Origin of the sequence: Rhodococcus sp. GXMU-t2271, from assembly GCF_041414735.1 — a bacterium.
Lineage (GTDB): Bacteria > Actinomycetota > Actinomycetes > Mycobacteriales > Mycobacteriaceae > Rhodococcus > Rhodococcus indonesiensis.
Window position 1 is genome coordinate 51,503 of record NZ_JAUIZP010000009.1, and the last position, 20,433, is coordinate 71,935.

Sequence of the window (20,433 nt, forward strand, 5' to 3'; positions counted from 1 at the left end):
CTGCGCCGCCAAGGTCTCGACCGGCTCCGCGGCGCCCGCGTGCTCGTCGCCGGGGGCGGGATGTCCGGCCGCGCCACCCTCGGGCCCCTCGCCGACCTCGGGGCGGTGGTGACCGTGGCCGACCGCGACCCGCAGGCCCTCGCGCGCTGCCGCGAACTCGGTGCCGACACCGTCGATCTCGACGACCTCGTCGCGGACGCGTCGTCGCTGCATGCCTACGCCCTGGTCGTGACGAGCCCCGGGTTCGCACCGGACGCACCGCTGCTCTCGCATGCCGCGGGGGCCGCCGTGCCGATCTGGGGGGACATCGAACTGTCCTGGCGTATCGACCGGGCCGAGATCTACGGCCCGCCGCGGCGCTGGCTCGTCGTTACCGGCACCAACGGCAAGACCACGACGACGACGATGCTGCAGTCGATTCTCGAAGCCGCCGGGCTCGCGTCCGTGGCGTGCGGCAACATCGGCCTGCCCGTCCTCGACGCACTGCGCCGGACCGAGCCGCGCGCCGACGTCCTCGCCGTGGAACTGTCGTCGTTCCAGCTGCACTGGGCGCCGTCCGTGCGACCCGAGGCCGGCGTGATCCTCAACATCGCCGAGGACCACCTGGACTGGCACGGCGGGATGGCGGGCTACATCGACGCCAAGGCGCGGGCGCTGACCGGCACCGTCGGCGTGCTCGGCCTCGACGATCCGATCGCCGGAAGCCTGCGCGACCGGTCGCGGGCCGTCGTGACGGTCGGCTTCACCCTCGGCTACCCGCAGGCCGGTGAGCTCGGCATCAGCGGCGACGTCCTGGTCGACCGCGCGTTCGCCGACTCCGCCGTGCTCGCCGCGGTCGCCGACGTGACCCCGGCCGGGCCGGCCGGCCTGTCCGACGCGCTCGCCGCCGCGGCACTGGCCCGCGCGATCGACGTCCCCGCCTCCGCCGTGCACGACGGCCTGCGCCGGCACCGCGTCGGTCCGCACCGCGCCGCCCCCGTCGGCACCGTCGACGGCGTGACGTACATCGACGATTCGAAGGCCACCAATCCGCACGCGGCGCGCACGTCGCTGCTCGCCCACGACCGGGTGGTGTGGGTGGCAGGCGGCCTGCTCAAAGGCGCGCACGTCGACGACCTGGTGGCGGAGGTCGCCCCCCGTCTCGCGGGGGTGGTGCTGCTCGGCCGGGACGCCGGCCGCATCGCCGACGCGCTCGCGCGACACGCCCCCGACGTCCCCGTCGTCGTCCTCGACACGCGCGACGATGGACAGATGAGCACGAGCGAACCGGGGACGGTCCCGGGTACCGCACGCCGGGTGGCGCTCGCGGGGGTGGACGGGCCCGAGGCCATGCGGACCGCGGTGCGCGAGGCGGCGTCGCTGGCGACGGCAGGGGACACCGTGCTGCTGGCGCCGGCCGCGGCGTCGCTGGACATGTTCGCCGACTACGCGCAGCGTGGTCGCGCGTTCGCTGCCGCGGTCGAGCAACTGCGCGGGGGCGGGACGCGGCGGTGAACACCCCGCAGCCCGCCGACGGGGCGGCGCGGAACCGGGTCGGGCTGTGGCTGGCCCGGCCGCTGGCCTCGTTCCACCTGGTCGTCACGATCGCGGTGCTGCTCACCGTGCTGGGCCTGGTGATGGTCCTGTCGTCGTCGAGTGTCGAAGCCGTCGCCACGAACGGTTCGGCCTACGGCCTGTTCACCTCGCAGGCGATCTTCGCGGCCCTCGGCATGGTCATCTTCTACCTCGCCTTGATCGTGCCGGTGCGGGTGCTGCGCCGGTTCTCGTTCCCGGCGTTCGCGGTCACCGTCGTGCTGCTGGTCCTGGTGCTCATCCCCGGCATCGGCACGCTGTCCCAGGGCACCCGCGGGTGGTTCGTCGTCGCCGGCGTGTCGTTGCAGCCCTCCGAGCTGGCCAAGATCGCCATCGCCGTCTGGGGTGCGCACCTGCTCGCGTCGCGTCGCGCAGAGCGCTCCAGTACCCGCGAGATGATGATTCCGCTGGTCCCGGCCACCCTGGTGGTCACCCTGCTGATCATCCTCCAGCCCGACCTGGGTACCACCGTCTCGCTCGCGATCATCGTCCTGGCGCTGCTCTGGTTCGCAGGTCTGCGGCTGCGGGTGTTCCTGACGATCGTCGGTACCGCCGCCGGGCTCGCGGTGCTTCTCGCCTTGACCGCCGGGTACCGGTCCGCACGCGTGCGTGCCTTCTTCAATCCCGGCGCGGACCCCCAGGGCATCGGGTACCAGGCACGCCAGGCGAAGTTCTCCCTGGCCGACGGCGGATTCTGGGGCCGCGGTCTCGGGCAGAGCCGCGCCAAGTGGAGCTACCTGCCCAACGCCCACAACGACTTCATCTTCGCCATCATCGGTGAAGAGCTCGGATTCCTCGGCGGCCTGGCAGTCATCGGCCTGTTCGGTCTGTTCGCGTACGCCGGTCTGCGGATCTCGCTGCGCTCGGTCGATCCGTTCCTGCGGTTGCTCACTGCCACCGCCACCACGTGGATCATCGGACAGGCATTCATCAACATCGGCTACGTCGTCGGGCTGCTGCCCGTGACCGGACTGCAGCTTCCGCTGGTCTCGGCCGGCGGCACGTCCACTGCGACGACGCTGCTGATGTTCGGTCTGATCGCCAACGCGGCGCGGCACGAACCGGAGGCCGTCGCCGCCCTGCACGCCGGGCAGGACGGCCGCTTCGGACGGCTGCTGCGGCTGCCGAAACCGGAGCAGTACACCCCGTCACGCGGCGAAGCCGTGCGGCTCGACCGGCGTGCCGATCCCGGCCGCGCCGCGCCGCGCCGGGCCGGTGCCGAGCGGGGCAGCGGCACGGCGGTCCGTGAGCGGCCGGCACCGCGGGGACGCGCACCACAGGAGCGTGCGCGCGGGCGCACGACACAGCCCGCCGCACCGCAGGACCAGGCCCCGCGCCGGGCGAGACGCCCGGCGCGCACGACCGACAGCAGAGACGGACGAACCGGAGAGCGAGGAAATCGTAGGTGAGCGGCGAGCAGTCTGCCCTGTCCGTGGTGGTGGCCGGGGGCGGCACCGCCGGGCACATCGAGCCGGCCCTCGCGGTCGCCGACGCGCTCCGCGAGTTGGTGCCGACGGCGACGATCACCGCGCTGGGCACCGAACGGGGTCTCGAGACCACCCTCGTGCCGCAGCGCGGCTATCCCCTCGAACTGATCCCCCCGGTGCCACTGCCCCGCAAGCTCACCGCCGATCTGGCCCGGCTGCCGGCGCGGGTCCTCGCCTCGGTTCGCCGGACCCGCGAGGTGCTCGACCACGCGCACGCCGACGTCGTCGTCGGATTCGGCGGCTACGTGGCGCTGCCCGCCTACCTGGCCGCCGGTGCCGGGCCGCTGCGCCGCCGGCGCCGCATCCCCGTCGTCGTCCACGAAGCCAACGCCCGCGCCGGTATCGCCAACAAGATCGGGGCCCTGCGCGCGGCACGCGTCCTGGCCGCGGTCCCGGGATCGGGCATCGTGCGCCGCGGCGAGGCCGAGATCGTCGGCATCCCCGTCCGGTCGTCCATCACCGGGCTGGACCGCGCGGCACTGCGCGCCCAGGCCCGGGCCCACTTCGGGCTCCCCCCGGACGGGCCGGTGCTCCTGGTGTTCGGAGGTTCGCAGGGCGCCCGCTCCCTCAACGAGGCCGTCTCCGGCGCTGCCGGACAGCTCGCCGCCGCGGGCATCGCCGTGCTGCACGCCCACGGCCCCAAGAACACCGTCGACGTGCCCACACGTCCCGAGCACGACCGTTGTCCCTACGTCGCCGTGCCCTACCTGACGCGAATGGACCTGGCCTACTCCGCCGCCGACGCGGTGATCTGCCGCTCCGGTGCGATGACCGTCGCCGAGGTGTCCGCGGTGGGGCTGCCGGCGGTGTATGTGCCGTTGCCGCACGGCAACGGAGAGCAGGAACTCAACGCCCGGCCGGTGGTGGCGGCCGGAGGTGGAATGATCGTGGCGGACGAGGAACTGACACCGGCGTTCGTGGCCGACACGGTGATCCCGCTGTTGCGTGACGCCACCCGTCTGGCCGAGATGGGACGGCGGGCGGCAGGAGCGGGCCACCGCAGCGCCGCCGCCGAGGTGGCGCGGATCGTGCTGGACGTCGCAGGTGTAAAAGCGAACAGGAGTGATCGATGAGCGAGCAGCTGCCCCCGGAGCTCGAGCGGGTGCACATGGTAGGCATCGGCGGGGCCGGGATGTCCGGCATCGCCCGGATCCTGCTCGCTCGCGGGGGGAAGGTCTCCGGATCGGACGCGAAGGAGAGCCGCGGCGTGCTGGCGCTGCGTGCGCGCGGCGCCTCGGTGCGCATCGGACACGACGCGAACGCGCTCGACCTGCTCGAGGGCGGCCCCACCGCGGTGGTGACGACGCACGCCGCGATCCCCCAGGACAACCCCGAGCTCGTCGCCGCCCGCGACCGCGGTGTCCCCGTCCTGTTCCGCCCGGCGGTGCTGGCCGCCCTGATGCGCGGGCACCGCACCTTCCTGGTCGCCGGCACGCACGGCAAGACGTCGACGACCTCGATGCTGGTGGTGACACTGCAGCACTGTGGCTTCGACCCGTCCTTCGCCGTGGGCGGCGAACTCAACGAGTCGGGCACCAACGCGCACCACGGTAGCGGTGACGTGTTCGTCGCCGAGGCCGACGAGAGCGACGGTTCCCTGCTCCAGTACGACCCCGACGTGGTGATCGTGACCAACATCGAGGCCGACCACCTCGACTTCTTCGGCACGGAAGAGGCGTACGTGCAGGTGTTCGACGACTTCGTCGACCGCATCGCCCCCGGCGGACTGCTCGTGGCCTGCCTCGACGACCCCGGCTCGGCCGCCCTGGCGCGACGCGCGACGGCCCGTCGCCCGGACGATCTGCGGGTCACCGGATACGGCACGGCGGCGGCGATCGGTGACGGTGCCGAGGTGGACGGGGTGCCGGTGGGGGTGCGTCTGCTCAACTGGGAGGCCAAGGACGTCGGGGGAGTGGCCGAATTCCACCTGGCCGACGAGGCGGCACCACGCACGGTGCGGCTGTCCGTTCCCGGCCGGCACATGGCGCTCAACGCGCTCGCCGCGCTGCTCGCCTCCCTCGAGGCGGGCGCCCCGGTCGAGGAAGCGGTCGAGGGTCTGGCCGGTTTCGGCGGGGTGCACCGCCGCTTCCAGTACAGCGGCCGCGAACACGGCGTGCGGGTGTTCGACGACTACGCCCACCATCCCACCGAGGTCCGTGCGGTGCTGGCCGCGGCCGCGGAGCTGGTCGCCGGCGAGCCGGTTCGCTACACCGAGACGGGCACCGAACGTCCCCGCGTGATCGTCGTCTTCCAGCCGCACCTGTACTCGCGCACCGAGACCTTCGCGACGGAGTTCGGCGCGGCCCTCGACCTCGCCGACGAGGTCGTGGTCCTGGACGTCTACGGTGCGCGCGAGAAGCCGCGACCGGGCGTGAGCGGTGCCCTCGTCGCGCAGTCGGTGTCCAAGCCCGTGCACTACCAGCCGGATCTGTCTCTCGTGCCACGCCAGGTCGCGCGGCTGAGCCGTCCGGGCGACGTCGTGATCACCATGGGTGCGGGGGACGTGACCATGCTCGGGCGCCAGATTCTCGATGCCCTGCGCAGCAAGCCGGGCCGGCTGCGGCCGGGAGCTGCTGCCGGTCCGGGGCCGGTCGGTCCGTGACGCCCGCCGCCACCACCCGTATCCGCCCCCGCGGGGCGGCACGGCCCGCGCGCCGGCCCTCGGGCCGCTCCGTGCGGGTGCGGACGGTGCTGATCGGTGCGGCGGTGGTGGCGGCGGTGCTCGGGCTGATCGCCGTCGCGTGGCTGTCGCCGTTGCTGTCGGTCCGGACCGTCGAGGTCGTGGGGGCGACGGCGATCCCGCAGGAGGACGTGCTGGCCCGTCTCGACCTCGCGGAGGGCACGCCGCTGCTGCAGGTCGACACGGCGGCGGCGGCGCAGCGGGTCGCGACGCTGCCGCGGGCGGCGTCCGTACGGGTCCAGCGCGTCTACCCCTCCACCGTGCGGGTCACGGTGACCGAGCGGGAGGCAGTGGTGTTCGTCGACGCGCCCGACGGCACACACTCGCTCGACGCCGACGGGGTGGACTTCGCGGTCGAGCCGCCGCCCATGCTGACCCCGCGTCTGGTCACCCCCGCCGCCGGTCCCGGCGACCCGGCGACGGCAGCGGCGATCGAGGTGCTCGAGGCGCTGCCGCCCGAGCTGCGTGTGCAGGTGGGTGAGGTGAACGCGCCGTCGGCATCCGAGGTCTCGCTCACCCTGCACGACGGCCGGATCGTGGTGTGGGGCACGGTGGAACGTTCGGATCGCAAGGCACAGGTGGTGGTGCCGTTGCTCACCCGGCCAGGGCAGACCTACGACGTGGCGGCGCCCGACCTGCCTACGGTGCGATGACGACGCGGCCGGTGATCGAGGCCCCGGGACGAAAATCGTGCCCGCCGTCGGCGCGCCTGCTGGCGGATCGCCGCCACCGTGCCATAGCGTTTCGCACCAGTCGAGATACTTGACATAACCATCGACCTGTGGTTGAGGGTTTGTCCGTACCTCACCGATGATGATCGAAGCGTGACCGATTTCTCAGGAAGGCGAGAGCCCATGACGCCCCCGCACAACTACCTCGCCGTAATCAAGGTCGTCGGTATCGGCGGTGGCGGCGTGAACGCGGTCAACCGCATGATCGAACAGGGACTCAAGGGAGTCGAGTTCATCGCGGTGAACACCGACGCGCAGGCCCTGCTCATGTCCGACGCCGACGTCAAGCTCGACGTCGGCCGCGAGCTCACCCGGGGGCTCGGCGCCGGCGCGGACCCCGAGGTCGGCCGCAAGGCCGCCGAAGACCACAAGGACGAGATCGAAGAGGTGCTCAAGGGCGCCGACATGGTCTTCGTCACCGCCGGTGAAGGCGGCGGGACCGGCACCGGCGGCGCGCCCGTGGTCGCGAGCATCGCCCGCAAGCTCGGAGCGCTGACCGTCGGCGTCGTCACGCGGCCGTTCTCGTTCGAGGGCAAGCGCCGCGGCAGCCAGGCCGACACGGGCATCCAGACCCTGCGCGAGTCGTGCGACACCCTCATCGTCATCCCCAACGACCGGCTCCTGCAGCTCGGCGACGCCGCCGTCAGTCTCATGGACGCGTTCCGCTCCGCCGACGAGGTGCTGCTCAACGGTGTCCAGGGCATCACCGACCTGATCACCACCCCGGGTCTGATCAACGTCGACTTCGCGGACGTCAAGGGCGTGATGTCCGGCGCCGGCAGCGCCCTGATGGGCATCGGCTCCTCCCGTGGCGAGGGCAGGGCCATCAAGGCCGCCGAGGCAGCGATCAACTCGCCCCTGCTCGAGGCGTCGATGGAGGGTGCGCGCGGCGTGCTGCTGTCCATCGCCGGCGGCTCCGACCTCGGCCTGTTCGAGATCAACGAGGCGGCTTCGCTGGTGCAGGAGGCCGCGCACATCGACGCGAACATCATCTTCGGCACGGTCATCGACGACTCCCTGGGCGACGAGGTGCGCGTCACCGTCATCGCGGCCGGGTTCGACGGCGGCACCCCGGCGCGACGTCCCGTCGAATCGGCCCCGCCGACCCCCGCCACGCGCGGCGGCACCATCGGCGCGGGGCGTGCCGGCGACGTCGGCCGCCCGGAGCGGGAGCGGGCCGAGGAGATGCCGGCGCGCGAGCCGCACCCCGTCGCGGGCAGCTCGCTCCCGCCGATCGGGTCGGCCCAGCCGGCGCGGCCGGTCGAGGCGGACGACGACGGCGACGACGACGTCGACGTGCCGATCTTCATGCGCCGTTGACGGTGGCACAGCCGGTTCTGCGGGCGCGGCGGGTCGTCACCACCCGTGCCGGCGGCGTCTCCGCCCCGCCCTACGACTCGTTCAACCTCGGTGACCACGTGGGGGACGACCCGGCCGCGGTCGAGGCGAACCGGCGCCGGCTCGCCTCGGTCATCGGGCTGCCGTACGAGCGCCTCGTGTGGATGGAGCAGATCCACAGTCGCAACGTCACCGTCGTGGACGGCCCGGTCCGCGGCCCGGTACCCGCGACCGATGCGCTGGTCACGCGCGAGACCGGTCTCGCGCTCGTCACGTTGAGCGCGGACTGCGTGCCCGTGCTGCTCTCGGACGAGGAGGCGGGCGTGATCGCCGCCGTGCACGCGGGCCGGATCGGTGCCCGCGTGGGGATCGTGCCCCGCGTCCTGGACGCGATGACCGAACTCGGTGCGCGACCGGAGCGCATCGGCGCGTTCCTCGGACCCGCCGCGAGCGGGCGCCGGTACGAGGTGCCCGCCTCGATGCAGGCCGACGTGGAGGCGCACCTGCCCGGTAGCGCCACCCGCACCGTCGCGGGCACGCCCGCGCTGGACCTGCGGGCCGGGCTGCGCCGGCAACTGCTCGAGCACGGCGTCACGGCCGTCGCGGAGGATCCCCGGTGCACTATCGAGGATCCGACGTTGTTCAGCCATCGCCGGCAGGCGCCGACCGGACGGCTGGCGGCGGTGATCTGGCTCGAAGCCGGATCGGACCCCGCCGCCGGAGGTGGCCGGTGACCGCAGCGGATGCCGGCGCGCGGCGTGCCGAGATAGCCGACGGACTGCACCGGGCACACGAGCGGCTCGACGCCGCGGCCCGGGCGGCGGGCCGCGACCCGGCGGAGATCACACTGCTACCGGTGACGAAGTTCTTCCCGGTCTCCGACGTGGAGATCCTCTACGGCCTCGGGTGCCGCGCCTTCGGCGAATCCCGCGAACAGGAAGCGACCGCGAAGGTTGCCGAATTCCGCTCGCGGACAACCGATCCCACCGTCGCCTGGCACATGATCGGCCGGGTGCAACGCAACAAGGCGCGGGCCGTGGCGCGCTGGGCCCACACCGTGCACTCGGTCGACAGCGCCCGGCTGGCCCGCGCACTGGACGCCGGTGCGCGGGCCGCGCAGGACGCCGGTGATCGTGACACGCCCCTGGCCGTCCTGCTGCAGGTCAGTCTCGACGACGACCCGCAGCGAGGCGGGGTGAGTTCCGCCGACCTGCACGCGCTCGCGGACGAGATCGCCGGGACCGCCGGGCTCGCGTTGCGCGGTCTCATGGCGGTACCGCCGCTGGGCTGGGACCCGGATGCCGCCTTCGAACGGCTCGCCGGGCTCCACGCCGCGTTGCGCTCCGATCACCCCGAGGCCACCGAACTGTCTGCCGGGATGTCCGGTGATCTCGAGGCGGCGGTGCGATGGGGTTCGACGTGCGTGCGTGTCGGAACCGCGGTGTTGGGCTCGCGGCCGTTAGCCTGAGTGGCGACCGCCGCGCGAGGAAGGTTGATCCATGAGCTCACTCCACAAGTTCAAGGCGTACTTCGGGATGGTGCCGCTCGAGGAGTACGAGGACGACTACCTCGACGACCCCGCGAGTGCCCGCCGGGAGCGCGACCGCGATTACGACGAGCCGCCGTACGCGGGCGGCGGTTACGGACCGTCGCACCGGGACGAGTACAAGGCATCGCGGCGCGAGGATGCCGGCCGCGACTTCGAACCGGACGGCTTCGATCGCTACGAGCCGCCCGTGCGCGCGGCCCGCGTGGAGCCGATCACGGCCCGCGCACCGCGCCCGACCCCGCCGCCGGCGCGTGCCGCCGCACGGTCGTCGCTCGGTTCCGAGGGCCGCCTGGAACGGTCCGAGGCCCGTCGCGGCGCACTGTTCGACGAGGGAGGCCCGTTGTCGAAGATCACCACGCTGCGTCCCCGGGACTACGGCGAGGCCCGCACGATCGGGGAGCGGTTCCGCGACGGCACCCCGGTGATCATGGACCTGGTCGAGATGAGCAATGCCGACGCCAAGCGGCTCGTCGACTTCGCGGCCGGATTGGCCTTCGCGCTGCGCGGTTCGTTCGACAAGGTCGCCACGAAGGTGTTCCTGCTGTCCCCGGCGGACATCGACGTCTCCGCCGAGGAGCGCCGCCGGATCGCGGAGACGGGCTTCTACAACCAGCAGTGACCCGATCCGCGGCGGCGGTTCCCGGCACGGTCGACGCCCGGTGCCCGGTGTGCAACACCGGACGCCGGGCGTTTCGGTTTGGCTCGATGCGCCGTTGTCGGGCAGAGTGGGCGAGTGGCCGTATTCGAGGTGCTCTGGTTCCTGCTGTTCATTTTCTGGCTGCTGCTGATCGGCCGGATCATCGTCGAGTTCATCCGGACGTTCGCGCGGGACTGGAAGCCGACGGGATTTGTCGTCGTCGTTCTCGAGGCGATCTTCACGGTCACCGATCCGCCGGTCAAACTGTTGCGCCGGCTCATTCCTCCGCTGAATCTCGGCGGAGTGCGACTGGATCTGTCCATCATGGTGCTGCTCTTCATCGTCTACTTCCTGATGGCGTTCATTCCCCGAGGTGGGACGCTCTGAGGCCGACACCTGCTCGGACGATCCGCGTGAAAGCCGCCCTGTGCCAGAATGGGGTGCCAGTTACAGTGAGTTTGATACGCGTGACGCACTGTGGATATAACTGAATGCTTGCTTGACCGCTCACACGACGCGTGAAGGGATCCTTCCATGCCGCTGACCCCAGCTGATGTGCACAATGTCGCGTTCAGCAAGCCGCCGATCGGAAAGCGTGGTTACAACGAGGACGAGGTCGACGCATTCCTGGATCTCGTCGAGCAGGAACTGTCCCACCTGATCGAGGAGAACGCCGACCTGCGGCAGCGGGTGGCCGAACTCGACCAGGAGCTGGCCGAGGCCAAGAAGGGCGCCCGTTCCGGGGGGGCTCCGGCCCCGGCCGCCAAACCGGAACCCGCGCGCGTCGTCGAGGCGCCGAAGCCGCCGGAACCCGCGCCGACCCCGGCGCCGGCGCCGGCCCCCGCGCCGGTCGCGGCCGCGCCGGCCTCCGCGGACGCGAGCATGCAGGCCGCCAAGGTGCTGGGTCTGGCCCAGGAGATGGCGGACCGGCTCACCGGCGACGCCAAGACCGAGGCCGAGGAGCTGCTGCGTAATGCCCGCACCAACTCCGAGCAGCTCATCTCCGACGCGCGCACCCGCAGCGAGGCCATGATCGCGGACGCGCGGCAGAAGTCGGAAGCGATGCTCGCCGACGCCCGGACCCGTTCGGAGACGCAGCTGCGTCAGGCCAAGGAGAAGGCCGACGCGCTGCAGGCGGACGCGGAGAAGAAGCACACCGAGATCATGGCGACGATCAACCAGCAGCGTTCGGTGCTCGAGGGTCGCATCGAGCAGCTCAAGACGTTCGAACGTGAGTACCGGGTGCGCCTGAAGTCCTACCTCGAGTCCCAGCTCGAGGAACTCGAGCAGCGCGGGTCCGCCGTGCCGGTCGACGGCGGCCAGGATGCGTTCAACCAGTCGAACTCGTCGTTCGGGTCCACGTCCTTCGCCAAGGGCAACAGCTGACCGAGGCGGGGGTCCGATGGCCGGGTGGGGATGAGGGTGCGCCGTGCTGGTGGTGACGCTCTCCCTTGCAGCCGTCGGCTTCGGGATGCTCGTCGTGGCGCTCATGACGGGCTCCGTGCTGTGGGCCTGGGGTTGCATCGTCGTGTGTGTGGTGGGCGCGGTCCTGCTGCTGATCAGTGCGCTGAGCGGCAAGCGGACCGCGCCCCCGACGGCGGCGGGAGGCGAACCGGAACGGCGCCGCGGGGGACGCGATGCCGGCGAGTGAGCGCGGCGGCATAGAATAGTTCGAGGACAGACTGCAGTCCTTCCCGGCGACCGCCGGGGACGGCGACGATCCGGCCATCACCGGGGAGCCTTCGGAAGAACGGCCGTGCCGACCGGCACTGCTCAGTAGAACCGAACGGGTGGGCCCGTCACAGCCCGAACGAGAGGCCCGTCTCACCGGCAGAGCCCGGAGGGACGGTGCAAGCGGGGTGGTACCGCGGTTGCCGGCGCACAGTGCGCGGTGATCGTCCCCGTGCCGGACACGTCTAGGCACGAGGAGTCACGCTGTGACGAAGAGCACCCCCGACAGCCCGCAGGCCCCGGTCGCGCCGACCGGCAAGTACCCGCTCGTCGACTACGGGGTCGCCAAGGATTCGGGCGTCGACTTCCCCGAGCTCGAGGTGAAGGTCCTCGACCGGTGGGCGGAGGACGACACGTTCCGGGCGTCGGTGTCAAACCGCGACGGCGCCGACGAGTTCGTCTTCTACGACGGCCCGCCCTTCGCGAACGGTCTGCCGCACTACGGCCACCTGCTCACCGGCTACGTCAAGGACCTGATCCCGCGCTTCCAGACGATGCGCGGGAAGAAGGTCGAGCGGCGCTTCGGCTGGGACTGCCACGGTCTGCCCGCCGAGCTCGAGGCGGAGAAGCAGCTCGGGATCACGGACAAGTCCGAGATCGACACGATGGGGCTCGCCGAGTTCAACGCGTACTGCAAGACGTCGGTGCTGCGGTACACGGGGGAGTGGCGTGACTACGTCACCCGGCAGGCCCGCTGGGTGGACTTCGACAACGACTACAAGACCCTGGACCTGGACTTCATGGAGTCGGTCATGTGGGCCTTCAAGCAGCTCTACGACAAGGGCCTGATCTACCAGGGTTTCCGGGTGCTGCCCTATTCGTGGTACGAGCAGACCCCGCTGTCGAATCAGGAGACCCGCCTCGACGACGCGTACAAGATGCGCCAGGACCCGGCGGTGACCGTGGACATGGTGCTGCGCGCCCCCGGCTCCGAGCTCGACGGCGCGTGCGCGCTGATCTGGACCACCACGCCGTGGACCCTGCCGTCCAACCTTGCGATCGCGGTGCATCCCGACATCGAGTACATCGGCGTGCGCGGCGCCGACGGCAAGACCTACGTCCTCGCGCAGGACCGGGCCGGTCACTACGCGCGCGAACTCGGTGACGAACCCGAGGTGCTCGGCCGCTACTCCGGCGCCGACCTCGTGGGCCTGGCCTACGAGCCGCCGTTCGACTTCTTCGTCGGCCGCGAGAACGCCCACCGGATCCTCGCCGCCGACTACGTCACCACCGACTCCGGCACCGGAATCGTGCATTTGGCACCGGCTTTCGGTGAGGAAGACATGGAGTACTGCCAGCGCAACGGCATCGAACTGGTGCAGCCGCTCGATCCGGGCGGGAAGTTCACCGCGATGGTCCCGCCCTACGAGGGGCTGCAGGTCTTCGACGCCAACCCGGTGATCATCAAGGACCTCAAGGCCGCGGGAAAGCTGTTGCGGCACGAGACGATCGAGCACTCCTACCCGCACTCGTGGCGGTCCGGACAACCGCTGATCTACATGGCGGTGCCGTCGTGGTTCGTCGCCGTCACCCAGTTCCGGGACCGCATGGTGGAGCTGAACAAGCAGATCACCTGGGTGCCCGAGCACATCCGCGACGGACAGTTCGGCAAGTGGCTCGAAGGTGCCCGCGACTGGAACATCAGCCGGAACCGCTACTGGGGCAGCCCGATTCCGGTGTGGGTCTCGGACGACCCGGCCTACCCGCGGATCGACGTCTACGGCTCCCTGGACGAGCTCGAACGCGACTTCGGGGTGCGCCCGGCCGACCTGCACCGGCCCATGATCGACGAGCTGACCCGCCCCAACCCCGACGACCCGACCGGAACGTCGACGATGCGCCGCGTCCCCGAGGTGCTGGACTGCTGGTTCGAGTCGGGCTCCATGCCGTTCGCGCAGGTGCACTACCCGTTCGAGAATCAAGGGTGGTTCGACTCCCACTACCCGGGCGACTTCATCGTCGAGTACAACGGTCAGACCCGCGGCTGGTTCTACACCCTGCACGTGCTGGCCACCGCGCTGTTCGACCGGCCCGCCTTCAAGACCGTCGCGGCGCACGGCATCGTGCTCGGGGACGACGGGCTGAAGATGAGCAAGTCCAAGGGCAACTACCCCGATGTCAACGAGGTCTTCGCCCGCGACGGCTCCGACGCCATGCGGTGGTTCCTGATGTCCTCGCCCATCCTGCGCGGCGGCAACCTCGTCGTCACCGAGCAGGGCATCCGCGAGGGTGTCCGGCAGGCGCTGCTGCCGCTGTGGAACGCATGGAGCTTCCTGCAGCTGTACGCCTCCGAGCCCGGCACGTGGCGCACCGACTCGCCGCACGTGCTCGACCGGTACATCCTGGCCAAGCTCGCCGCCACCCGCGACGTCGTCACCGACGCCCTCGAGGTGGTCGACATCGCCGGAGCCTGCGACGAGCTGCGCACCTTCAGCGACGCCCTCACCAACTGGTACGTGCGCCGCTCCCGCAGCCGGTTCTGGGACGAGGACGCCGACGCGATCGACACCCTGCACACCGTGCTCGAGGTCGTCAGCCGTCTGGCGGCTCCCCTGCTGCCGCTGGTCACCGAGGTGATCTGGCGCGGCCTGACCGGCGGTCGCTCGGTGCATCTGGCGGACTGGCCGGCCGCCGGGGAGCTGCCGGCCGACCCGGCCCTGGTCGAGTCGATGGACGAGGTCCGCGCGGTGTGCTCGACGGTGCTGTCGCTGCGCAAGGCCCAGAAGCTGCGCGTGCGGCTGCCGCTCCCGCAGGTCACCGTGGCCGCCCCCGACGCCCACCGGCTGCAGCCGTTCGCCGACCTCGTCCAGGACGAGGTGAACGTGAAGTCGGTCCAACTGACCGACGACGTCGATGTGCACGGCCGCTTCGAGCTGGTCGTCAACGCCCGGGCTGCCGGACCACGCCTCGGCAAGGATGTGCAGACGGTCATCAAGGCGGTCAAGGCGGGGGATTGGTCGGAGGCGGACGACGGCACCGTCACTGCCGCCGGTATCGCCCTGCTGCCGGAGGAGTACACGACGCGCCTGGTCGCGGCGGAGCCGGAGTCGACGGCCGCGCTGCCCGGCGGCGCCGGCCTGGTGGTGCTGGATTCCACGGTCACCGAGGAGCTCGAGGCCGAGGGCTGGGCGAAGGACCGGATCCGCGAACTGCAGGACGCGCGCCGCAATCTGGGCCTGGAGGTCTCGGACCGCATCGGCGTGGTGTTCGACGTGCCGGCCGACCGCGCGGACTGGGCGGTGCGGCACCGCGACCTCATCGCCTCGGAGGTGCTGGCCACCAGCTTCGAACTGGCGCCCGCCGGCGACGGGGCGCTCGAGCTCGGCGAAGGGGTGCGTGCGGCGATCGTCAAGGCATGAGCGTGACCTCGGCGCGGGCACAGCCGCGACGACGGTTCCGCGACGGCGGTGCGGCCCCGCTGTCGGTGCGAGGGGCGAAGATCTTCGTGTGCCCGAAGTGGTGACTCGCAGCGCTCGGCGCTGGGTCCTGCACCTGGACCTCGACGCGTTCTTCGCCTCGGCCGAGCAACTGACCCGGCCGACCCTTCGGGGCCGGCCGGTGCTCGTCGGCGGTCTCGGCGCGCGCGGCGTGGTCGCCGGGGCCAGTTACGAGGCCCGGGTCTTCGGGGCGCGGTCGGCGATGCCGATGAGCCGCGCACGCCGGCTGGTGGGGCCCGCGGCGGTGGTGCTGCCGCCGCGCGGCGTGCTCTACCAGACCCTCAGTCACACCGTGTTCGAGGTGCTGCGCGAACAGATCCCCGTGCTCGAGACGCTGTCGCTCGACGAGGCGTTCGCCGAGCCCGCCGAACTCGCCGGCGCCACGCACCGGGAGGTGGAGGCGTTCTGTGCGCGGCTGCGTGAACAGGTGCGGGACCGCACCGGTCTCGTCGCGTCCGTCGGCGCCGGCTCCGGCAAACAGATCGCCAAGATCGCCTCCGGCCTCGCCAAACCCGACGGGGCGCTGGTCGTGCGACCGGAGGAGGAGCTGGCACTGCTGCACGGTCTGCCCGTGCGCAAGCTGTGGGGGATCGGACCGGTGTCGGAGGAGCGGCTGCGCCGGCTGGGGATCGACACGATCGGGGACCTCGCGGCGCTCCCGGTCGCGGAGGCCGCGTCGATCCTGGGCGCGACGGTCGGTCCTGCGCTGCACCGGCTCGCCGGCGGCCACGACGACCGGCCGGTCGTCGAACGCGCCGACGCCAAGCAGGTCAGCGCCGAGACGACGTACCAGACCGACATCGTCACCCTCGCCGAACTGCGACGCGCCGTCGCCACCGCCGCGGCCGCGGCGCACCGCCGGCTGCGGCGCGACGGTCGCGCCGCCCGGACCGTCGTGCTCAAGTTGCGCAAGGCCGACATGAGCATCCTCACCCGCTCGTCGACGTTGCCGTACGCCACCGAGGACGTGGCGACGCTCACGGCGGCGGCGCAGCGCCTCGTGCTCGATCCGCTCGAGATCGGGGCGATCCGCCTCGTCGGTGTCGGCCTCGCCGGGTTGTCCAGCATCCGGCAGGACTCGCTTTTTCCCGAGCTCGAGCAGGCTCCGGAAGGCATGGTGGAGTCGTCGCCGCAGCTCCGGCCGGAGCGGACCGCGCCGGTGGCAGGACCGCGGTGGCGTCCCGGCACGGACGTGCGCCATCCGGAATTCGGGCACGGCTGGGTGCAGGGCGCCGGACACGGCGTGGTGACGGTCCGCTTCGAGACCCGCTCGACCGGACCGGGGCCGGCCCGCACCCTCGACGAGAACGATCCCGCGCTGTCCGAGGCCGATCCGCTCGCCGGCCTGGGGTGAGTGGGCGTGCCCCCGCCGCTCTCACGGTCTTCTTACTACCGCCGGGTACGCTTACGGGCGATCCGCTGTCCCGGTGGAGCATCCGCTGCTGGATGAACCGAGCACGGTATCCGTGCACGATCGAGAACGAGAAGGACGAGAACTTGAAGCTTCGCAAGATCACTGTCGCCACGGTGGCTGTGGCCGCCGCCCTCACGATGTCCGCCTGCAGCTCGGACGACGGAGGTAGCTCGACCTCGACCTCGGCGAAGACCACCACCAGCACCACGACGGCCGTCGCGCAGTACCCGCCGGTGCCGACCGTCGAGGATCTCAACGCCATGCTGGCCAAGGCGTTCGACGAGACCGTCCCGGCCGAGGAGAAGGTGGACCTCGTGCAGGGCGCCGAGCAGGATCCGGCACTGATCGACCAGGTCGCCGCCGCCGCCAAGCAGGCCGGCGCGCAGATCACCGTCCTGGACGTCAACGACAACCAGAACGGCACGGTCACCGCCGGTATCGAGACCCTGCTGGCCGGTGCGCAGCAGCCCGCCGTCGGCACCGTCGACTTCGTCGCCGAGGACGGCGTGTGGAAGCTGTCGAAGAACAACGCCTGCGCCATCGTCGCGACGGCTCAGCTGCAGTCGCCCGCCTGCGCCTGACGAAGACCGACACGGCGGCCGGGGTGGAGATCCGCCCCGGCCGCCGTCGTCTCCGGTGAGCGCTCAGGACTGCCAGCGCACCCGGTCCACCAGACTCTGTGCCAGGCGCGTGGTGCCCGCCGGATCGCTGTAGGCCTGTTCGCCGCCCACCGTGAGATCCCCGGCGATCGGGAGCGGCCGGCCCAGGTCGATGGTCATCGTGCCCTCGCCGGTCATCTCGTACCGGTCGATGTTCAGCTGGCCGGACCCGTTCGGCAGAGCCCAGGTGGACTCTCGCGGGGTCTGCGTGATGCGCAGCTGCACGGTCAGGCGGTCGCCGTCCCGTTCGAGCAGGCGCGCGGTGGCGACCTGATCGAGCGCCATCCCGCTCATCACCTGCTGGTGGATCTCCCACACCGCACCCACGCCGATCTCCTCCTCGGGGAACGACACCATCCGGTACACGGCCTGGTAGAAGGCTTGCTCGATGGCGGAGCGGGCGATGTCCGCGGAGTCCGGGGTGGGGTCGAGCCGCAGCGCGCTCACCGCCCCGGACGGCGCCATCGTCAGTCCCGCCTCGGAGCCCTCGGCGGGACCGAGGGCCGCGGCGAGGGCCGCGTCCGGCGACGTCGCATCGTCGATCCGCAGGTCCACCAGGCTGCTCGGCGAGGTGTCCGACACGGCTTCGCCCACCGTCGCGGTGAGGGGCAACGTCAGTTCGGGGGTGGAGAAATCCTGCTCCGGCTGATCACCGATCGACTGGAAGACCTGCGAGGACGTCGTGAGCGCCACCTGCTGGCTCGTGCCGGCGGGCGGGGTGAGACGGATCCGGCTGCGTGGCTCGGCCCCCGGATCCAGGACCACCGCGGTGACCGCGGCGACAGGCACCGTGACCTCCGTGGAGGTCGCCGTCGAGGCGGGAGCCGCGCCGTCGGCGGAGTTGCCGCACCCGGCGAGAAGGGTGGTCAGGGACAGGGCCACACCGAGGGAGCGGGCCCTCGGGCGGGCGAATCTGGGCAGCACAGGCACGCACCCCAGGGTAGCCACGGCGGGCGGGGTGGCTGTCGTGCTCCTCCGATGGGGGATGATGGCAGGGTGACCGACGACCCCACCGAGCACGATGCCCACCCCGACACCGTCGCGGAACCGAGTGCGTCGGCGACGGCCGACTCCCCGGGGAAGGACGCCCCTGTGCCGGTCCGGCGGCTGAGTGCGCTGCTCGCCCTCGCCGCGGTGATCTTCGGCCTCGACCTGCTCACGAAGATCCTCGCGGTCCACTACATCGACCCGGGCGACCCGATCTCCGTCGTCGGGGACACGGTGACGTTGACGCTGGTGCGCAACCCGGGTGCCGCCTTCTCCATGGCCACCGGCATGACGTGGCTGCTGACCCTCGTCGCGGTCGCCGTCGTGGTGGGGGTGGTCCGGATCGGCCGCACGCTTCGGTCGGGGTGGTGGGCCCTGGGACTCGGGCTCGTCCTCGGGGGAGCGCTCGGTAATCTGGTCGACCGGATCTTCCGGTCCCCGGGTCCGCTGCAGGGACATGTCGTCGACTTCGTGTCCGTCGGCTGGTGGCCGGTGTTCAACGTCGCCGATTCCGCCATCGTCTGCGGCGCGATCCTGCTCGTCGCGCTGACCGTCTTCGGCATCGAACCGGACGGCTCACGCAAGACCGACTCCGCCGGCAGCAGAAAGGAAGCACACCAGTGAGAGAAACCCGGGCGATGCCCGTCCCCGACGGGCTCGACGGGATGCGGGTCGACGCGGGTCTGGCACGGCTGCTCGGCCTGTCGCGCACGGCGATCGCCGCCCTGACCGAGGAGGGTGCCGTCCTGGTCGACGGCGCCGCGGCGGGAAAGTCGGACCGGCTGTCCGCCGGTTCGTGGCTCGAGGTGGAACTGCCCGAGCCGCCCCGGCCGCTGACCATCGAGGCGACCCCGGTCGAGGGCATGGAGATCCTCTACGCGGACGACGACATCGTCGCGGTGGACAAGCCCGTGGGCGTCGCGGCGCACGCGAGCGTCGGCTGGACCGGACCGACCGTGATCGGCGGCCTGGCCGCAGCGGGGTTCCGGATCTCCACCTCCGGCGCCCACGAACGGCAGGGCATCGTCCACCGCCTCGACGTGGGCACCTCCGGAGTGATGGTCGTCGCGACGTCCGAGCGCGCCTACACGGTGCTCAAGCGGGCGTTCAAGCAGCGCACCATCGACAAGCGCTACCACGCCCTCGTGCAGGGGCACCCCGATCCGAGCAGCGGCACGATCGACGCGCCGATCGGCCGGCACCGCAGCAGCGACTGGAAGTTCGCCGTCACCGCCGACGGCAAGCCCAGCATCACCCACTACGACACCGTCGAAGCCTTCCAGGCCGCGAGCCTGCTCGACATCCACCTCGAGACCGGCCGCACCCACCAGATCCGCGTGCACTTCTCGGCGCTGCGGCACCCCTGCTGCGGGGATCTGACCTACGGCGCCGACCCGCGCCTGGCGGAGCGGCTCGGCCTCGAACGCCAGTGGCTGCACGCCCGCTCGCTCGGGTTCGCGCACCCGGCCGACGGACGCTGGATCGAGATCACCAGCAAATACCCGGCCGACCTCGAGCACGCGCTCGCCGTGCTGCGCAGCGCCTGACCGTGCGGCGGTCGTTCCTGCCCGTGGCGGCGACAGCGGTGCTGGCGTCGGCGGTACTCGCGGCCGGACTGCTCACCCCGCCCCGGACGGCGACGGTGCGCACCGACACCCTCGGTCCGGACCACGGCGAGCCGGTTCCCGGCTACCTCGCGCGGGCCGCGGCGAGTCTCGACCCCGCCGGCGCCGACCCGCGCTGGGGTCTGGTGTCGTTCGCGCCGCCGGTGACGGTCGAACAGGTGGCGGAGTTGCCCGGGGACCCGCGGGTCGCGCAGGTGCTGTTCCGCGTGCCGATCGATCGGGTGCAGACCCCGCTGGTCGCGGTCGACGTGTCCGAGCACCCGGAGGCGCTGCGGCGCGCCCCTGCCGTCGCTGCGGGCCGGCTCCGGTCGGCGATGGGCAACGACCGGGCCGTGCGGGTCGCAGCCGCCTCGGCCGGGCGTCTCGCCGACGGGTGCGCCTGCGTCGTCGGCGTCGTCGTCCGCGTCGCGACGGCGGAGGCGTCTCGGCTCGCCGCGGCACCCGAGGTCCGGAGCGTGGAACTGCTGCCGCCGGACGCCGTCGCGGGGGCGTTCTCGGTGAACCCCCTGCTGCCCGAGCACGTCGACGTCGTCGCTCCGGGACCGGACGACGGCGAGCCCTGAGCCCGATCGACGGGACAGGCGCG

19 protein-coding genes are annotated in these 20,433 nt (G+C 71.8%); 18 read left to right on the top strand and 1 reads right to left on the bottom strand.

Translation table 11 applies throughout. The annotated features are described in order from the left end of the window. The first annotated feature begins 60 nt into the window (after nucleotides 1-60). From murD to QYS60_RS04540, 15 genes are all read left to right on the top strand, one after another. On the top strand, nucleotides 61-1,494 hold the full coding sequence (gene murD / locus QYS60_RS04470; RefSeq protein ID WP_371382570.1) for a UDP-N-acetylmuramoyl-L-alanine--D-glutamate ligase: 1,434 nt from the start codon (nucleotides 61-63) through the stop codon (nucleotides 1,492-1,494). Next, nucleotides 1,491-2,981, top strand: a complete 1,491-nt coding sequence (gene ftsW / locus QYS60_RS04475) for a putative lipid II flippase FtsW (protein ID WP_371382534.1) — start codon at nucleotides 1,491-1,493, stop codon at nucleotides 2,979-2,981. Before murD ends, ftsW begins: the two co-directional genes overlap by 4 nt. Beyond that, nucleotides 2,978-4,132, top strand: coding sequence for an undecaprenyldiphospho-muramoylpentapeptide beta-N-acetylglucosaminyltransferase (gene murG, locus QYS60_RS04480; RefSeq protein WP_371382535.1), 1,155 nt, complete (start codon nucleotides 2,978-2,980; stop codon nucleotides 4,130-4,132). Before ftsW ends, murG begins: the two co-directional genes overlap by 4 nt. Further along, entirely contained in the window at nucleotides 4,129-5,661 is a 1,533-nt protein-coding gene (gene murC, locus QYS60_RS04485; protein ID WP_289380340.1) for a UDP-N-acetylmuramate--L-alanine ligase, read from the top strand. Before murG ends, murC begins: the two co-directional genes overlap by 4 nt. Continuing rightward, nucleotides 5,658-6,392, top strand: a complete 735-nt coding sequence (locus tag QYS60_RS04490; RefSeq protein WP_289380338.1) for a cell division protein FtsQ/DivIB — start codon at nucleotides 5,658-5,660, stop codon at nucleotides 6,390-6,392. Before murC ends, QYS60_RS04490 begins: the two co-directional genes overlap by 4 nt. 201 nt (nucleotides 6,393-6,593) lie before the next feature. Then, entirely contained in the window at nucleotides 6,594-7,790 is a 1,197-nt protein-coding gene (gene ftsZ / locus QYS60_RS04495; RefSeq protein WP_003938217.1) for a cell division protein FtsZ, read from the top strand. Further along, nucleotides 7,787-8,542: a peptidoglycan editing factor PgeF gene (gene pgeF / locus QYS60_RS04500; RefSeq protein ID WP_040783527.1), complete on the top strand. Its 756-nt coding sequence runs from the start codon at nucleotides 7,787-7,789 to the stop codon at nucleotides 8,540-8,542. Before ftsZ ends, pgeF begins: the two co-directional genes overlap by 4 nt. Further along, nucleotides 8,539-9,276 carry a YggS family pyridoxal phosphate-dependent enzyme gene (locus QYS60_RS04505; RefSeq protein ID WP_289380334.1) on the top strand — a complete coding sequence of 246 codons (738 nt, stop codon included), beginning with the start codon at nucleotides 8,539-8,541 and terminating at the stop codon, nucleotides 9,274-9,276. Before pgeF ends, QYS60_RS04505 begins: the two co-directional genes overlap by 4 nt. Nucleotides 9,277-9,307: 31 nt before the next feature. Further along, nucleotides 9,308-9,976, top strand: coding sequence for a cell division protein SepF (locus tag QYS60_RS04510; protein WP_003938220.1), 669 nt, complete (start codon nucleotides 9,308-9,310; stop codon nucleotides 9,974-9,976). A 114-nt stretch (nucleotides 9,977-10,090) separates the two neighbouring features. Next, complete coding sequence (locus QYS60_RS04515; RefSeq protein ID WP_003938221.1) at nucleotides 10,091-10,381, top strand: YggT family protein; 291 nt, start codon at nucleotides 10,091-10,093, stop codon at nucleotides 10,379-10,381. Between the two features lie 147 nt (nucleotides 10,382-10,528). Then, entirely contained in the window at nucleotides 10,529-11,380 is an 852-nt protein-coding gene (locus QYS60_RS04520; protein ID WP_003938222.1) for a DivIVA domain-containing protein, read from the top strand. 43 nt (nucleotides 11,381-11,423) lie between these two features. After that, nucleotides 11,424-11,645, top strand: coding sequence for a hypothetical protein (locus QYS60_RS04525; RefSeq protein ID WP_003938223.1), 222 nt, complete (start codon nucleotides 11,424-11,426; stop codon nucleotides 11,643-11,645). Between the two features lie 286 nt (nucleotides 11,646-11,931). Next, nucleotides 11,932-15,084 (top strand): isoleucine--tRNA ligase, encoded by a 3,153-nt coding sequence (gene ileS, locus QYS60_RS04530; RefSeq protein WP_289380328.1) that lies wholly within the window; start codon nucleotides 11,932-11,934, stop codon nucleotides 15,082-15,084. Between the two features lie 88 nt (nucleotides 15,085-15,172). After that, on the top strand, nucleotides 15,173-16,516 hold the full coding sequence (locus QYS60_RS04535; RefSeq protein WP_289380325.1) for a DNA polymerase IV: 1,344 nt from the start codon (nucleotides 15,173-15,175) through the stop codon (nucleotides 16,514-16,516). 92 nt (nucleotides 16,517-16,608) lie between these two features. After that, a complete protein-coding gene (locus tag QYS60_RS04540) occupies nucleotides 16,609-17,157 on the top strand; it encodes a hypothetical protein (RefSeq protein WP_003938226.1) in 549 nt (182 codons plus the stop codon). Between the two features lie 63 nt (nucleotides 17,158-17,220). On the opposite strand, the gene QYS60_RS04545 is transcribed toward QYS60_RS04540, so the two are convergent. Then, nucleotides 17,221-18,165, bottom strand: a complete 945-nt coding sequence (locus QYS60_RS04545) for a hypothetical protein (protein ID WP_371382536.1) — start codon at nucleotides 18,163-18,165, stop codon at nucleotides 17,221-17,223. A 48-nt stretch (nucleotides 18,166-18,213) separates the two neighbouring features. Here QYS60_RS04545 and lspA point away from each other — a divergent pair, with 48 nt between their 5' ends. Genes lspA through QYS60_RS04560 form a run of 3 tightly spaced genes read left to right on the top strand, consistent with a single transcriptional unit; the run spans nucleotide 18,214 to nucleotide 20,410 of the window. Further along, entirely contained in the window at nucleotides 18,214-18,846 is a 633-nt protein-coding gene (lspA, locus tag QYS60_RS04550; protein ID WP_054374650.1) for a signal peptidase II, read from the top strand. Between the two features lie 14 nt (nucleotides 18,847-18,860). Next, the gene (locus tag QYS60_RS04555) at nucleotides 18,861-19,769 is read left to right on the top strand and encodes an RluA family pseudouridine synthase (protein ID WP_193788833.1); all 909 of its coding nucleotides are present in this window, start codon (nucleotides 18,861-18,863) and stop codon (nucleotides 19,767-19,769) included. Nucleotides 19,770-19,771: 2 nt separating this feature from the next. Next, complete coding sequence (locus QYS60_RS04560; RefSeq protein ID WP_371382538.1) at nucleotides 19,772-20,410, top strand: hypothetical protein; 639 nt, start codon at nucleotides 19,772-19,774, stop codon at nucleotides 20,408-20,410. The last annotated feature ends 23 nt before the right edge of the window (nucleotides 20,411-20,433 follow it).

Excerpts from the sequence above, each read along its gene's own strand:
- murD (WP_371382570.1), top strand. The coding sequence starts at position 61 with ATGTCCGGCCGCGCCACCCTCGGGCCCCTCGCCGACCTCGGGGCGGTG.
- murC (WP_289380340.1), top strand. The coding sequence starts at position 4,129 with ATGAGCGAGCAGCTGCCCCCGGAGCTCGAGCGGGTGCACATGGTAGGC.
- ftsZ (WP_003938217.1), top strand. The coding sequence starts at position 6,594 with ATGACGCCCCCGCACAACTACCTCGCCGTAATCAAGGTCGTCGGTATC.
- QYS60_RS04510 (WP_003938220.1), top strand. The coding sequence starts at position 9,308 with ATGAGCTCACTCCACAAGTTCAAGGCGTACTTCGGGATGGTGCCGCTC.
- QYS60_RS04520 (WP_003938222.1), top strand. The coding sequence starts at position 10,529 with ATGCCGCTGACCCCAGCTGATGTGCACAATGTCGCGTTCAGCAAGCCG.
- QYS60_RS04540 (WP_003938226.1), top strand. The coding sequence starts at position 16,609 with ATGAACCGAGCACGGTATCCGTGCACGATCGAGAACGAGAAGGACGAG.
- lspA (WP_054374650.1), top strand. The coding sequence starts at position 18,214 with ATGGGGGATGATGGCAGGGTGACCGACGACCCCACCGAGCACGATGCC.
- QYS60_RS04555 (WP_193788833.1), top strand. The coding sequence starts at position 18,861 with ATGCCCGTCCCCGACGGGCTCGACGGGATGCGGGTCGACGCGGGTCTG.